The organism is Wolbachia endosymbiont (group A) of Trypoxylon clavicerum (assembly GCF_947251665.1).
In the GTDB taxonomy this organism is placed as follows: Bacteria; Pseudomonadota; Alphaproteobacteria; order Rickettsiales; family Anaplasmataceae; genus Wolbachia; species Wolbachia pipientis.
The window spans coordinates 300,486-315,745 of record NZ_OX366374.1 but is presented as its reverse complement, the minus strand read 5'-3'; the positions used below and the strand labels follow the sequence as shown (position 1 = coordinate 315,745).

Sequence of the window (15,260 nt, the reverse complement as noted above, 5' to 3'; positions counted from 1 at the left end):
TATCTGACGAACGGGCTTGTATGTAATAAGGTTTATTTCTATACTTCTTAAAGAATTTAGAAGTAAAACAAATATGAACTGCTATAAAACTCATACGTGCAATGAACTGAGGAAGAACGACGTAGAAAAGGAAGTTACCCTTTCTGGATGGTTATATCGTAAGCGCGACCATGGTAACCTAATTTTTGTTGATTTAAGAGACTTCTACGGAATCACTCAGCTAGTATTTAATAATGACAAAGACTTTTTTGATGAGATATCAAATTTAAAATTGGAGAGTGTAATTACTGTTACAGGAATAGTTGAAGCTAGAACTGAAGATACGGTAAACAGCTCTATTTCTACCGGAGAAATCGAGGTGATAGTCAACAATTTGCGCGTTGAGTCGGAAGTTGAGTTCCACTTTGATGAAGAAATAGCAAAAGAAGAAAGAAGTATATTGGCAAGCATTACCGGCGAGCAAGAATACCCAGAAAACATGAGATTTAAATATCGATTTCTTGACTTAAGACGTGAAAAAGTCCGCAACAATATTATTTTGCGCTCACAAATTATTGCAGAGCTCCGCAAGCTCATGATAGAGCGAGGATTTTTAGAGATTCAAACTCCAATACTCACTGCTTCCTCTCCTGAAGGAGCACGCGACTACCTAGTGCCAAGCAGGCTAAATCCTGGCAAGTTCTATGCATTGCCACAAGCTCCGCAGATTTTCAAACAGTTGCTCATGGTCTCAGGGTTTGATAAATATTTCCAAATCGCACCGTGTTTTCGTGATGAAGATGCAAGGGCTGACCGCTCTCCTGGGGAATTTTACCAGCTAGACCTTGAAATGTCTTTTGTGACTCAAGAGGACATATTTGACGTTATTGAATCTGCTTTATATAAAGTGTTCGCCAAATTTTCTCGCAAGTCTGTCGATAAAGATTTTCCACGCATTACATACAAAGAGGCAATGCTTAAGTATGGTTCTGACAAGCCAGATTTGCGTAATCCACTATTAATCAGCGATGTTACAGAAATTTTCCGTGATTCAGGGTTCAATATTTTCAAAAGCAATATTGAGCGTGGTATGGTAGTGAGAGCCATTCCTGCACCTAAAACAGCAGAGGAACCACGCAGCTTCTTTGATAAAAAGATAGAACATGCGCAAAAAGAATTCGGTGCTAAGGGTCTCGGATATATAACGTTTGATAAAGATGGAACTGCGAAAGGCCCAATTGCTAAATTTCTTGATGAAAATAGGCTAAACCACATAAGAGAAGCAACAAACATAGAGCCAGGAGATAGTGTATTTTTTGCTTCTGACAAAGAGAATGAGGCGGCAAACATTGCAGGAAAAGTACGCACTCTTTTAGGGTCAGAACTCAGTCTTATAGATGATAATATCTTCAAGTTTTGTTGGATCATTGATTTTCCATATTTTGTATATGACGATAAAAGTAAAAAAATCGATTTCTTTCATAACCCATTCTCCATGCCACACGGTGGTCTGAAAGATTTAGAGGACAAAAATCCACTGGATATCCTTGCTTACCAATATGATCTTGTTTGCAATGGAATAGAACTGTCAAGTGGGGCGATTCGTAATAACAAACTGGATATCATGTATAAAGCTTTTGCCATTGCAGGTTATAGCCGGGGAGAAGTTGATACAAGATTCAGTGCACTTGTACGTGCATTCAGATTTGGTGTTCCTCCTCATGGTGGAATAGCACCAGGAGTTGATAGAATAGTTATGCTGCTTGCTGATGAGCCAAATATTCGTGAAGTAATCTGTTTTCCTATGAACCAGCAAGGTGAAGATGTTCTAATGGGTGCTCCTTCCAAGGTGGAGGATAAGCATTTACGTGAGTTGTCTTTGCAGATCATTGAGTGAAAAATCTTATAGCAAGGAGCACCGGTTAATGATATATTAGGTTATATTAAATCGAAAGATTATGACTAACATCCAAAAGGCAATACTATCGGGCATAATCTGCAACATGATTATATGGTATGAATTAACTCTATTTGGAGTTTTAACACATATAATAAGCAATGTTTTTTTTCCTTCAGAAAGCGATTATTTAAGCACAATCAAATTTCTTGGTAGTTTTGCAATTGGATTTGGATTTAGACCACTTGGTGCATTTATTTTTGGTTACATTGGAGATAAATACGGCAGAAGGAAAATTTTGCTGACTTCCGTAATATTAGCTTCGATATCATCTACTGCAATTGCGATTATACCAAGCTTTAAAGAAATAGGAATATTTTCTCCTATACTGCTTCTGCTTTGTAGAATAACACAAGGAATGGCAGCAGGTGGAGAAACAAGTATCAATTCAGCTTTTTTAATAGAGCATTCAAGCGATAAAAAAAATCTAGGCTTTTTAGGTAGCATGAAAGCTTTTAGTGGTGCTCTTGGTTCTATTACATGCTTTGTAATGATAGCTGTTTGCAAAAAGTTTACAGGTGAAAATTATGAAATTTGGGGCTGGAGGTTGCCCTTCTATTTCTGCTTCATTATGGGCATAATAGGCTTTTTAACAAGATATATAATGGAAGAGAGCTTAGCATATAAAGTGCACGATCAAAATAAAAGCTTATCTAATTCTCCATTTTTAGAGTTAATCAGGGACTATAAAAAAGCATTTGTGATAGCAATTGGACTTGGTATTGCTCAAAATGCAATCGTTTATTCAGCAATCATGTTTTACAACATATCTGTAAAAGAATTTACCCTGTCAGGCATCGATATTAAAAATGTAGTAAGAATTATAAGCGAAATTATATTTGGAACATCTGCAGTGTTGTTCGCAACGTTATCTGATAAAGTTGGGAGGAAAAACGTGATGGTTCCTGTACTAATAGTATTAGCTTGCGCTAGCTTACCGGCATTTTCGCTACTGTCCTATGATAACCACTATGTTATAACGCCCACTTATTGGCTAATAACCATACCAATAAGTGCATCTTTTGGAATATATAATTCTCTTGCTTGCAAGTTATTTCCAACGAAAGTTAGGTGCACGGGCTTTAGCCTCGCACATAACATATCTGCAGGAATATTTGGTGGCCTTTCTCCATCCATATGCATGTGGCTTATAGAAAAAACCGAAACAAAACTTGCAGCAGGCATTTATCTTACTGCCTGCGCATTAATTAGCCTAATATCTGTGCTTCAAATTAAAGCCAAAGACAGAAAAGTTGATTGGTGAAATCGTTTCAGTCGAAAAATAGCGCTTCAATGGATTTTTCGATGTGTTTAGTGATAGGAGCGGTGATAGTGATTTCTTTATTGTTTGGCAGTTTTAAAGATAAAGAATGCGAATGAAGGTGAATTTTATTTGCTATCCCATCAATAAAAGCTTTTTTACCACCATATTTACCGTCACCAAGAATAGGGCAATTTATATGAGCTAAATGTGCACGTAACTGATGGGTTCTGCCGGTAATTGGTTGTAATTTTAAATAAGCAACATTGTGTTTGGATTTTGCTATAATTGAAAAATGCGTAGTGGCATTCTGAGGTGAATTTTCATCAACGACCACTTTTTCTTGACCTGAAACATATTTTTTCACCAATGGATAGTCTATTGTTCCACTATCCTTGCTCGGTATGCCAGAAGTTAATGCTAAATAAGTTTTTTTTACTCTTCGTCCTTTAAATTCTTCCATAAGGTATCTGGCAACATTAGCGTTGCGTGCGAATATTATCACTCCACTCGTATCTCTATCTAGCCTATGGACAATTTTAAATGTTTCTCCCTCTCTTATTTGGTCAAGCAAATCACTCATGCTAATCTTTACTTTTACGCCACCTTGAACGATGACCCCTGCGGGTTTGTTTATAGCTAGTATATATTCGTCTTCATATAATATGTTCTCTCTTAGTAGATTCACTAACTTTTCATTATATTTGCGATCAGAATTAGCGTTTTCAATATAATTCAAGTGCTTCAGCGTTATAGTTTGCCCAGAATTTACTCTATCACTGGACTTTGCTTTGCAATCATCAACTTTGATTAATCCTTTCCTTAAAGATTTTTCAATTACAGATTGCTTTAAATCAGGAAAGATTCTTCTGATGTACCTATCCAGCCTAACGTTATCGTCTTCTATTAATATGGTTTTTATACTTTGTAGCATTCCATTCTTTATAATGAATATCTAGGCTCTGTGGACAAAAAATATGAAAAGAGAGAAAAAGATGGTAGTTTAGCCTAATAGGTAAAAAATGGAGAAACTACCATATGCAATATTACATCAAAGAGGAAAATTGGAAACAAATTTTAGAGTTCATAAAAAGCGTAAAAGGAATGCACAGCAAAGATGAAAAACGTTTAAGAATATTCATAGAGGCAGTGTGGTACATAGTGCGAAGTGGTTGCCAATGGAGACTTTTACCAAAAACTTATGGTAATTACAGGAGTATACATAAGCGATTTAAAAGATGGTGTGAAAGAGATGTCTGGAAAAAATTGCTTGAATATACTAAACAAGAGCCTGATTTAGAAGTTGCTATAATCGACGGTACGATCATCCGAGCCCATCCATGTTCATCTGGATATACAAAAAACTCCAAGGATCAAGAAGCTTTAGGGAGGAGCAAAGGTGGCTTTACAACTAAAATACATGCACTTGTCGATGCACTTGGAAATCCACTTAAATTTACTCTGACTCCTGGTCAAAGAAATGAAATTACGCAGGCACAAGTGTTGACCGAAAGTATCTATAACTCTACTGTAGTAGCTGACAAGGGCTACGATAGCAATGCCTTTGTTACAAGTCTTGAAGACAAGGGATGTACAGTAGTTATTCCGCCAAAACGGAATCGAAAAGTGCAAAGGTATTACGATGAGCATATCTACAAAGAACGTCATTTGATTGAGTGTTTTTTTGGTAAAATTAAAAATTTTAGGCGCATTTTTTCCAGATTTGATAAAACTGCTGAGGTTTTTATTGGTTTTCTCAATTTTGTTGGAGCTCTTGTATGGCTTCTCTAAAATTTTGTCCACAGAGCCTAGGCTCTGTGGACAAAAAATATGAAAAGAGAGAAAAAGATGGTAGTTTAGCCTAATAGGTAAAAAATGGAGAAACTACCATATGCAATATTACATCAAAGAGGAAAATTGGAAACAAATTTTAGAGTTCATAAAAAGCGTAAAAGGAATGCACAGCAAAGATGAAAAACGTTTAAGAATATTCATAGAGGCAGTGTGGTACATAGTGCGAAGTGGTTGCCAATGGAGACTTTTACCAAAAACTTATGGTAATTACAGGAGTATACATAAGCGATTTAAAAGATGGTGTGAAAGAGATGTCTGGAAAAAATTGCTTGAATATACTAAACAAGAGCCTGATTTAGAAGTTGCTATAATCGACGGTACGATCATCCGAGCCCATCCATGTTCATCTGGATATACAAAAAACTCCAAGGATCAAGAAGCTTTAGGGAGGAGCAAAGGTGGCTTTACAACTAAAATACATGCGCTTGTCGATGCACTTGGAAATCCACTTAAATTTACTCTGACTCCTGGTCAAAGAAATGAAATTACGCAGGCACAAGTGTTGACCGAAAGTATCTATAACTCTACTGTAGTAGCTGACAAGGGCTACGATAGCAATGCCTTTGTTACAAGTCTTGAAGACAAGGGATGTACAGTAGTTATTCCGCCAAAACGGAATCGAAAAGTGCAAAGGTATTACGATGAGCATATCTACAAAGAACGTCATTTGATTGAGTGTTTTTTTGGTAAAATTAAAAATTTTAGGCGCATTTTTTCCAGATTTGATAAAACTGCTGAGGTTTTTATTGGTTTTCTCAATTTTGTTGGAGCTCTTGTATGGCTTCTCTAAAATTTTGTCCACAGAGCCTAGTGAAATGTCAATTATTGGTGTCATTCCAGTGTCAAGCACTGGAATGACACCGAAGGGGCTACTGCCGTCATAAAGGAACCAGTGTCAGCTACTCGGATGACAGGAGAAGGAGACTACTGAGATGACAGCTAGCCTGACAACCGTCATCCCGCTGCTTGTTAGCGGGATCTAGAGATACCGCGAATGAATCGCGGTATGACGGTTCGCGGCGGCATGATGTAGAGCTTGCGTTAGCTATACTTTTATACTCACCAACTCAGCTGGATCCAAGTAGTTAGAGCACTGGGATGACAAAAAAAGGAGGGCACTTGGATGACGGGAGAAGGAGCTATTTGGATGACATCATTTACTATACAATGTTTGTACAGTTCTGGATAAAAAAATTAGCTAACAAATTTATAAATATCAGTATACAGCTCATCAACGCTTGGTTCTTTACTATTTTTGGCAAAATCTTCCGACTTTTTTACTAAATCACGTATTTCCTTATCAATTACTTTGCACTCTTCTTCTGAAGCCATTTTATTATCTGTCATGTATTTCTTTAAAGTGCTTATAGGGTCATGATTTTGCTTCATATCTTCAACTTCTTCTTTTAAGCGATAAGTAGCAGGATCTGACATTGAGTGACCGCGATATCGATATGTCTTCATTTCAAGCAGGATAGGCCCTTTTCCGCTGCGTGTGTGTTCCGCTGCTTCGCTTGTAGCCTCATAAACAGAGAAAAAATCCATTCCATCAACTTGTTTTCCAGGAATACTAAAACTTTCTCCTCTTTTATATAACTCTGTTACTAAAGTTGATCTTTGCACGGAGGTTCCCATTGCGTATTCATTATTTTCTATGATGTAAACCACAGGCAACTCCCACAAAGATGCCATATTAAACGATTCATATACTTGTCCTTGATTTGCAGCACCGTCGCCAAAATATGTAAATACCACATTATCTTTTTTCTTATATTTATTAGCAAATGCTATTCCTGTGCCAATTGGAACTTGTGCTCCCACTATTCCATGCCCGCCGAAGAATTTTTTTTCAACGTCAAATACGTGCATCGAACCACCTTTACCTTTCGAGCATCCTGTTTCTTTGCCGGTAAGCTCTGCCATTACAACATTTGGATCAGAATCACATGCGAGCATTAAGCCATGGTCTCTATAACTTGTGATAAAAGCGTCACCTAATTTTGATGCAGCTTGAGTTCCAACTGCAACTGCTTCTTGTCCTATTGATAGGTGACAGAACCCGCCTATTAATCCCATCCCATATAATTGTCCTGCTTTTTCCTCAAATCTGCGTATGAGTAGCATTTTCCTGTAGAATCCAATTATCTGTTCTTTAGTGAAATTTTCTGCTTTCATATCGATTTCTTTTTCATTAAACTAACACAATACCAGGAATTTTAAATTTTTGCTAATGAACTATTACCACTGGCTTGAGGCTTTTCACGTTATCTCTGTTATCATGTGGATGGCAGGTATGCTTTATTTACCCAGGCTTTATGTCTACCATGCAACTGTAAAACCGGGATCGGAAAATGATAGCTTGCTTCAAACAATGGAAAAGAGGCTACTTAGATATATCATAAACCCTGCAATGCTTTTCTCACTTGGTCTTGGAATTACACTAATGGTTATTAGGGAAGCATATCGTGAAGGATGGTTTCATGTAAAAGCATTTGCAATACTTTTGATGTTAATTATTCATATGCTACTTGCAAAATATAGGAAAAATTTTGCAATGGGTTCGAATAAGAAGTCACATATTTATTTTCGCGTTTTAAATGAAGCAGTTACAGTATTGATAATAGTTATAGTTACTATGGTTGTTGTAAAACCTTTTTGACTGACCTTACCCAAAAAAAGCAGAAAGCTCGTACCTGTTCAGATGCATGGCTAATGTACAATACTGAAATAAAAATTCCAGTGCTCCCTTTCTTGTCATCCCAGTGCTTGACACTGGGATCCAGTTTTTCGTATAATTTTGTCAAAATCTATTGTGCTAGCAAGTTCACTAGCGTCACGCGCTGGTCTGTTAGACATTTACGTGTAGGGTGAAGAAATTTTGAAAAAGACATACCAAATATGAAAGGCCTATATATTAAAACTTACGGCTGTCAGATGAACGTTTATGACTCCGTTTTAATGGAAAATGTAATTAAACCTTTGGGGTTCAACGTTGTTAGTGATGCAGGGAAAGCCGATTTAGTGATACTGAATACTTGTCACATTAGAGAGAAGGCAGCAGAAAAACTTTACTCAGAGCTTGGGAAGATTCATTCGTTACGAAAAGAAATGACTATAGTGGTGGCTGGGTGTGTAGCGCAAGCAGAGGGAGAAGAAGTGTTCAGAAGGGCTCCTTTTGTTGATATTGTTGTTGGTCCGCAGAGTATCGCTATCTTACCGGAGCTGATAGTCAAAGCAAGCAGAAGTAAAGGTCATGTAATAAACACTGATTTTCCTGAAGTTGCAAAGTTTGATAAATTGCCAGATGAATGCTATGGCAATAGCCAGGGGTCTTCTGCATTTCTTGCCATACAAGAGGGTTGTGATAAATTTTGTACGTTTTGTGTAGTGCCCTATACTCGTGGAGCTGAGTATTCACGGCCAGTAAATGAAATATTTCGTGAAGCATTGAAATTAGTTGCAAATGGGGCAAATGAGATCAATTTGCTTGGTCAGAACGTCAATGCTTACCATGGGGAGTGCGAAGGGGAAGTGTGGGATTTAGGAAAATTAATTAGTCATATTGCTAAAATTGAAAAGCTAGAGAGGATTCGTTATACAACTTCTCATCCAAGAGATATGCATGAATCTCTCTACTTGGCACATGCGGAAGAGCCAAAGCTCATACCGTTTGTTCACCTGCCTGTGCAGTCTGGTTCGAATAAAATATTGCACGCGATGAACAGGAAACACACTGCAGAGGAGTATTTGGAAATAATAGACAGATTTCGCAAATTGAAACCTGAAATCGAATTTTCTTCTGATTTTATTGTTGGTTTTCCTGGAGAAACCGAAAAAGATTTTGAAGAAACTATGAAATTAGTAGAAAAAGTTAGATATGCTCAGGCTTATAGTTTTAAATACAGCCCAAGACCAGGCACACCGGGAGCAGAAAGAAAAGATCAAGTACCAGAAGAGGTTAAAACAGAGCGCCTTCTTCGTTTACAGAAATTAATTAGTAAGCAACAACTTGAGTTTAACCAGAGTATGGTAGGCAAAACTATACCTGTTCTATTTAGCGATAAAAAAGGTAAACACCAAAACCAAATTATTGGTAAAAGCCCATATATGCAATCAGTGTGCATTGATGACCCTGAAGATAAATACAGGGACAAAATAGTAAATGTGAAAGTGTTGGAAGCTCGGCAGAGTAGTTTGCTGGGGTGTGCATTTCACTGATTTTAAGCAGCGTTAAATATAAGTCTTAAGCAAAGAGCATTGAAAAAATGCAATCATAATCTTTTTCAAAAGTTACAAAGTTTAATTGCTACCTCTGCTGAACGGGTACCTTAAACCTAGGCTCTGTGGACAAAATTTTAGAGAAGCCATACAAGAGCTCCAACAAAATTGAGAAAACCAATAAAAACCTCAGCAGTTTTATCAAATCTGGAAAAAATGCGCCTAAAATTTCTAATTTTACCAAAAAAACACTCAATCAAATGACGTTCTTTGTAGATATGCTCATCGTAATACCTTTGCACTTTTCGATTCCGTTTTGGCGGAATAACTACTGTACATCCCTTGTCTTCAAGACTTGTAACAAAGGCATTGCTATCGTAGCCCTTGTCAGCTACTACAGTAGAGTTATAGATACTTTCGGTCAACACTTGTGCCTGCGTAATTTCATTTCTTTGACCAGGAGTCAGAGTAAATTTAAGTGGATTTCCAAGTGCATCGACAAGCGCATGTATTTTAGTTGTAAAGCCACCTTTGCTCCTCCCTAAAGCTTCTTGATCCTTGGAGTTTTTTGTATATCCAGATGAACATGGATGGGCTCGGATGATCGTACCGTCGATTATAGCAACTTCTAAATCAGGCTCTTGTTTAGTATATTCAAGCAATTTTTTCCAGACATCTCTTTCACACCATCTTTTAAATCGCTTATGTATACTCCTGTAATTACCATAAGTTTTTGGTAAAAGTCTCCATTGGCAACCACTTCGCACTATGTACCACACTGCCTCTATGAATATTCTTAAACGTTTTTCATCTTTGCTGTGCATTCCTTTTACGCTTTTTATGAACTCTAAAATTTGTTTCCAATTTTCCTCTTTGATGTAATATTGCATATGGTAGTTTCTCCATTTTTTACCTATTAGGCTAAACTACCATCTTTTTCTCTCTTTTCATATTTTTTGTCCACAGAGCCTACAAATTTGAGCTTACCTATATCAATTTTTTGTGCAAGATGAGTTAGTAACAACTTTATGTATAAAATTGAAGAAGAATAAAAATACAATAACGAGCATTAAATTAAATATTCCCACCTTTAAAAAACCCTCTTTATATATTTCTAAAGATTCTAAATAATTTATTTTACCATTTACTGAAGGAACTGACATAAATTTTGATATTGCAACTCCGGCTAGGTTAGAAAACGCTAATGACAGCATTACTATACCCATCACTACTCCTCTAAGGTTTTTGGGGGCTAGTGTAGTTGCTTGTTCTTGGACTAATGGAGCAATACATAATTCTCCCAGTCCCATAAAGGAGATAGCAATTATTAAATATAAGTATTCTACTTTACCTTCAATGTTAGAGTTTAAACATCCTATGTACAGTGTGAAAAAACACATAGCCATTGTCAGAAGGCCAAGGGTAAACATGGAAGTTGCATATTTTTGCTTAAACTTCATGTATGTTCCAAAAAGAAAGCCAAATATTATAATTGACAAAGGATTTATGGCTTGAGAAACTGAAGCTGGAATTGTTATACCTAATACATTGTTAATAACGTTTCTTTCGGTGAATAAGTTAACCAAAGAGCCAAGCTGCATTTCTAAAGCAAAAAAACACAAGAAAAATACCACAAGAATAGATAATGCCACTAATTTTCGTCTTTGTTCTGCTGATAATTTAGATATTATATAAGTAAATATGCCCAGAGCTGTTATTCCAACAAATATGAGCATATTAGTAAAAAATTCACTATGTATAAGCATTTTAGCAATTATTGATGATGACAGAAAGCTTCCTATCAATACTATACCAAAAATTTTAATCCCTAATATGCGCTTATTCATAAGCTCTGGGTAAGGAGAAAGGCCGCTATCTCCTAAAAGATTCTGAAATTTGAGAAAAAAGATTAGCCCTATAGACATCCCAATACCAGCTAAACCAAAGCCGTAGTGCCAGCCAAACAAGTGGGCTACATAACCACATGAAATAGAAGCCAATATTGCTCCAATATTCACGCCTACGTAAAATAAAGTAAAGCCTCTGCTACGTTCAGGATCGTCTTTGCCATAGCATGAACTAAGTAAGTTAGTTACGTTCCCTTTAAACATACCAGTACCTATGGCTATTAGAGATAAACCTAAATATAATAAACCTGGTTCAAAGTCAACTAATGACATGCAAGCATGACCTGCTATCATCACTATCCCTCCAAGCAACACCATGTTGCGGAACCCCATCAACTTATCAGCTAAAAAACCTCCAAGTATTGGTATAGCATAACCTGTTGCAGCAAATAATGAGTAAATAGTAAAGGCCCTCTCATCAGTGAAACCTAAGTGAGAAGTCAAAAATAGGACCAAAAGTGCCCTCATTCCATAGTAAGAGAAACGTTCCCACATTTCAACAAAGCACAACATTTTTAAAAATTGTGGAAACTTATCTGTCTTCTGATCCATAAAATACCCCTAAAGCTTGGGTTAATGTTAAGTAAAACAATAAAAACTGCAAGTAAAACTTAAAAAAAGGTATTGGAAGCTCGGCAGAATAGTTTGTTGGGGTGTGAGCTACGGAAATATTTTTGAATTTGTAATTTTTCAGAAAGCCCTATATTCTTTAGTTTTACATAGCGAACATGAAGTCAAAGCATTATCCTGATACAGTAAGTAGTCCTGATTTTTCATCGTTAGAAAAGGAAATCATAAAATTTTGGCAGGAAAACAAAGTTTTTGAGCGGTCAGTTGAAGAACGTTCCAAGGATAATTGTTTTGTCTTTTACGATGGGCCTCCGTTTGCAAATGGACTTCCGCATTATGGACATTTACTCACTGGTTTCATCAAAGACGCATTTGCAAGATATCAAACTATGCTTCAAAAAAGGGTTGAACGTAGATTTGGCTGGGATTGCCATGGATTGCCGGCTGAGATGGGAGCAGAAAAGGAACTTGGAATATCTGGTAGAACTGAGATAGAGAAGTTTGGTATAGATAAATTTAACGATCATTGCCGTACTTCTGTGATGAAATTTTCATCAGAGTGGGAGAAGTATGTAAATAGGCAAGCAAGGTGGGTAGACTTTCACAATGACTATAAGACTATGGATAAATCATTCATGGAGTCGGTCATGTGGGCATTCAAGCAGCTTTATGATAAGGGTCTGGTGTATGAATCAGTGCGCGTTGTACCATATAGCTGGGCATGCGAAACTCCATTATCTAATTTCGAAACAAGGCTTGATAACGCGTATAGAGAAAAAGTTAGCAAAGCTGTAACTGTTGCATTTGAGCTTTTAGAAAACCCACAGCAATTTAAAAGTGTTAAACGAAAGTGTAAATTACTTGCTTGGACTACAACTCCTTGGACGTTGCCGAGCAACTTGGCTTTAGCAATAGGAAAAGATATTAAGTATTGTGCAGTGTCAGTCCACCCTTTGATGTCATTCCAGCGCGTGACGCTGGAATCTATTTCTGGATCCCAGTGTCTGGGCACTGGGATAAAAGGGAGTAGTGAAGGAAGTTCAATGAATGGTGAAATATACATTTTTGCTGAAAGCTACTTAGAGAAATTTATCAGCCACTCTGAACAAAGCAATATTCCATATGAAAACTGCAATATAAAACTTAAAGCGAATGATCTTGCAGGTCTTTCTTACAAACCACTGTTTGACTATTTTAAAGACACAAAAAATGCATTTCGCGTTTTTATTGCTGATTATGTGACGGAAGAAGATGGTACTGGCGTTGTGCACACTGCTCCTGGATTTGGTGAGGAAGATTTTTACCTTTGCCAAAGCCATGATATTCCAGTTATTTGTCCAATTGATAACAGTGGAAAATTTACTGCTGAAGTTTCGGATTTAGCGGGAGTTCATGTTTTTGATACCAATGATACAGTAATAAAAAAATTGAAAGAACAAGGAAACTGGTTCAAAACTGAGCAATATATTCACAATTATCCACACTGCTGGAGAACTGACACTCCTTTGATCTATCGCACTATGCCTTCTTGGTATGTTGCTGTTACAAAATTCAAAAGCAGAATGGTAGAGCTAAATAAGAGAGTTAATTGGATACCAAACCACATTAGAGATGGTCAATTTGGAAAATGGCTTGAAGGGGCACACGACTGGTCAATTTCACGCAATCGATTCTGGGGTACGCCGATCCCTGTATGGAAATCAGACGATGCGAGATATCCAAGAGTAGATGTATATGGTTCAATAGAAGAACTGGAGAGAGATTTTAATGTTAAAATAGACGACTTGCACAGACCATTTATCGATACTTTAACAAGACCAAATCCTGATGATCCAACAGGAAAATCAGTTATGCGCCGTGTACCTGACGTGTTTGACTGCTGGTTTGAATCTGGCTCGATGCCATTTGCGCAAGTCCACTATCCGTTTGAAAATAAGGAGTGGTTTGAATCTGCGGATTTTATCACTGAATACATAGCGCAAACCAGGGGGTGGTTTTATACGCTCTTTGTATTGTCCACTGCTTTGTTTGATAGGGAACCATTTAAGAACTGCATATGCCACGGTGTTGTTTTGGATGTAAAAGGGCAAAAATTGTCCAAACGTTTGAATAACTATGCAGATCCAATGGAGGTTTTTGATAGATACGGTTCTGATGCACTGCGTTTTCTTATGCTTTCTGGATCCATTGTTTGTGGTGGTAATTTGCTACTCGATAAAGAAGGAAACTCAATACGAGATGTTCTGAAAAACGTAATAAAACCTATGTGGAACAGTTATCACTTTTTTACTATGTATGCAAATGCAGATGGAATTAAAGCTGAAGTGTGTAAGGATTATCAAAGTACTATTGATCGCTACACGATTTCCAAATGTTTTGAAGCTGTAGAAAGTATCCAAGCTTCTATGAACAGCTATAACTCCCAAGAGGCTTGCAAAATTTTAATGAACTTTTTTGAAGTGCTAAATAATTGGTATATTCGTCGCAGTCGCGAGCGTTTTTGGAAAAGTGATTTGGATCAGGATAAAACTGATGCTTATAATGTTCTATATACGGTTTTTTATTACATACTTCGTGCTGCAGCTCCTTTGTTGCCACTTATAACAGAGACTATATGGCAAGGGCTTAAGTACGAAGAAACATCTGTTCATTTGGCTGATTTCCCACAATTAGAGAAGTTTGATAGTCAGCTCATTGCCAAGATGGATTTGGTGAGAGAGATGTGCAACTCTGCACTCTCTATTAGAAACACTTTTAATATACGTATCAGGCAGCCACTTGGCAGTATGAGGATTTATCATCAGTCTTCCTGCGGTTTTCTTGAAGATGAATATCAAGAGATGATAAAAGATGAGGTAAATGTAAAAAAACTGGAGTTAGTAAACAGACTTGAAGATATTGCATCACTAGAGTTAAAACTCAACTTCCCTATGCTTGGAAAGAGAGTTCCGGAGAAGATTAAGACACTGGTTCAATATGTTAAACAAGGAAAGTGGAAACAAGTTGAATCCGGTGTCATCCGAGTAAATGACACTGGGATCCAGACGCAGATTCCAGCGTCACGCGCTGGAATGACAGAAAGAGGTCTCATATTTTTGGGGGACGAGTCAGAAAATTACATCATAGAAAAAGGCGAATATGAACTATTATTAAAAGCAAACAGTGAATTTTCCTCCGTGTTTGATACCAACAAAGGGATTGTGATTCTGAACACCACTTTAAATGATGAATTGATTCTAGAAGGGCTTGCAAGAGATGTTGTGAGGCTCATTCAGGAAACCAGGAAACAAGCTGATTTTCATATGTCCGATAGAATCAGAGTAATAATCAAAACAGGAGATGAGAAAATTAAGGAAGCAATAAATACGTGGATTGAATATATAAAAGAGCAGACCCTTACCTTATCTTTGGACATTAATACAGAAATTGGAACTAACTTTTATTCTAAAGAATATCAGGATTTAAGTGTTGGTATTAGGTTAAATTATTAGTAGTTGAAAGTTGTCATTGTTTA

The 15,260-nt window shown here is 36.9% G+C and carries 11 protein-coding genes; 7 read left to right on the top strand and 4 right to left on the bottom strand.

Annotation, left to right across the window (positions count from 1 at the left end):
* Positions 1 to 73 precede the first annotated feature (73 nt).
* Positions 74 to 1,876: an aspartate--tRNA ligase gene (gene aspS / locus OPR60_RS01600; RefSeq protein ID WP_265039814.1), complete on the top strand. Its 1,803-nt coding sequence runs from the start codon at positions 74 to 76 to the stop codon at positions 1,874 to 1,876.
* Between the two features lie 61 nt (positions 1,877 to 1,937).
* Entirely contained in the window at positions 1,938 to 3,200 is a 1,263-nt protein-coding gene (locus OPR60_RS01595) for an MFS transporter (protein WP_265039812.1), read from the top strand.
* A gap of 7 nt (positions 3,201 to 3,207) precedes the next feature.
* Here OPR60_RS01595 and OPR60_RS01590 read toward each other — a convergent pair whose 3' ends face one another.
* Entirely contained in the window at positions 3,208 to 4,131 is a 924-nt protein-coding gene (locus OPR60_RS01590) for an RluA family pseudouridine synthase (RefSeq protein WP_006279888.1), read from the bottom strand.
* A 104-nt stretch (positions 4,132 to 4,235) separates the two neighbouring features.
* Here OPR60_RS01590 and OPR60_RS01585 point away from each other — a divergent pair, with 104 nt between their 5' ends.
* Positions 4,236 to 4,988, top strand: coding sequence for an IS5 family transposase (locus OPR60_RS01585; RefSeq protein ID WP_265039632.1), 753 nt, complete (start codon positions 4,236 to 4,238; stop codon positions 4,986 to 4,988).
* A gap of 100 nt (positions 4,989 to 5,088) precedes the next feature.
* The gene (locus OPR60_RS01580; RefSeq protein ID WP_265039632.1) at positions 5,089 to 5,841 is read left to right on the top strand and encodes an IS5 family transposase; all 753 of its coding nucleotides are present in this window, start codon (positions 5,089 to 5,091) and stop codon (positions 5,839 to 5,841) included.
* A 404-nt stretch (positions 5,842 to 6,245) separates the two neighbouring features.
* Here the strand turns inward: OPR60_RS01580 and pdhA are convergent, their stop codons facing one another.
* Complete coding sequence (pdhA, locus tag OPR60_RS01575; RefSeq protein WP_265039811.1) at positions 6,246 to 7,226, bottom strand: pyruvate dehydrogenase (acetyl-transferring) E1 component subunit alpha; 981 nt, start codon at positions 7,224 to 7,226, stop codon at positions 6,246 to 6,248.
* 55 nt (positions 7,227 to 7,281) lie between these two features.
* Here pdhA and hemJ point away from each other — a divergent pair, with 55 nt between their 5' ends.
* Together hemJ and miaB are read left to right on the top strand one after the other, a co-directional pair.
* Entirely contained in the window at positions 7,282 to 7,710 is a 429-nt protein-coding gene (gene hemJ, locus OPR60_RS01570) for a protoporphyrinogen oxidase HemJ (protein ID WP_265039809.1), read from the top strand.
* 239 nt (positions 7,711 to 7,949) lie between these two features.
* Positions 7,950 to 9,269, top strand: a complete 1,320-nt coding sequence (gene miaB, locus OPR60_RS01565; RefSeq protein ID WP_265039806.1) for a tRNA (N6-isopentenyl adenosine(37)-C2)-methylthiotransferase MiaB — start codon at positions 7,950 to 7,952, stop codon at positions 9,267 to 9,269.
* Between the two features lie 137 nt (positions 9,270 to 9,406).
* Here miaB and OPR60_RS01560 read toward each other — a convergent pair whose 3' ends face one another.
* Positions 9,407 to 10,159: an IS5 family transposase gene (locus OPR60_RS01560; RefSeq protein WP_265039804.1), complete on the bottom strand. Its 753-nt coding sequence runs from the start codon at positions 10,157 to 10,159 to the stop codon at positions 9,407 to 9,409.
* A 102-nt stretch (positions 10,160 to 10,261) separates the two neighbouring features.
* Positions 10,262 to 11,728: a peptide MFS transporter gene (locus OPR60_RS01555; protein ID WP_065094722.1), complete on the bottom strand. Its 1,467-nt coding sequence runs from the start codon at positions 11,726 to 11,728 to the stop codon at positions 10,262 to 10,264.
* A 176-nt stretch (positions 11,729 to 11,904) separates the two neighbouring features.
* On the opposite strand from OPR60_RS01555, the gene OPR60_RS01550 reads away from it, so the two are divergent.
* Positions 11,905 to 15,237 (top strand): isoleucine--tRNA ligase, encoded by a 3,333-nt coding sequence (locus OPR60_RS01550; RefSeq protein WP_265039802.1) that lies wholly within the window; start codon positions 11,905 to 11,907, stop codon positions 15,235 to 15,237.
* The last annotated feature ends 23 nt before the right edge of the window (positions 15,238 to 15,260 follow it).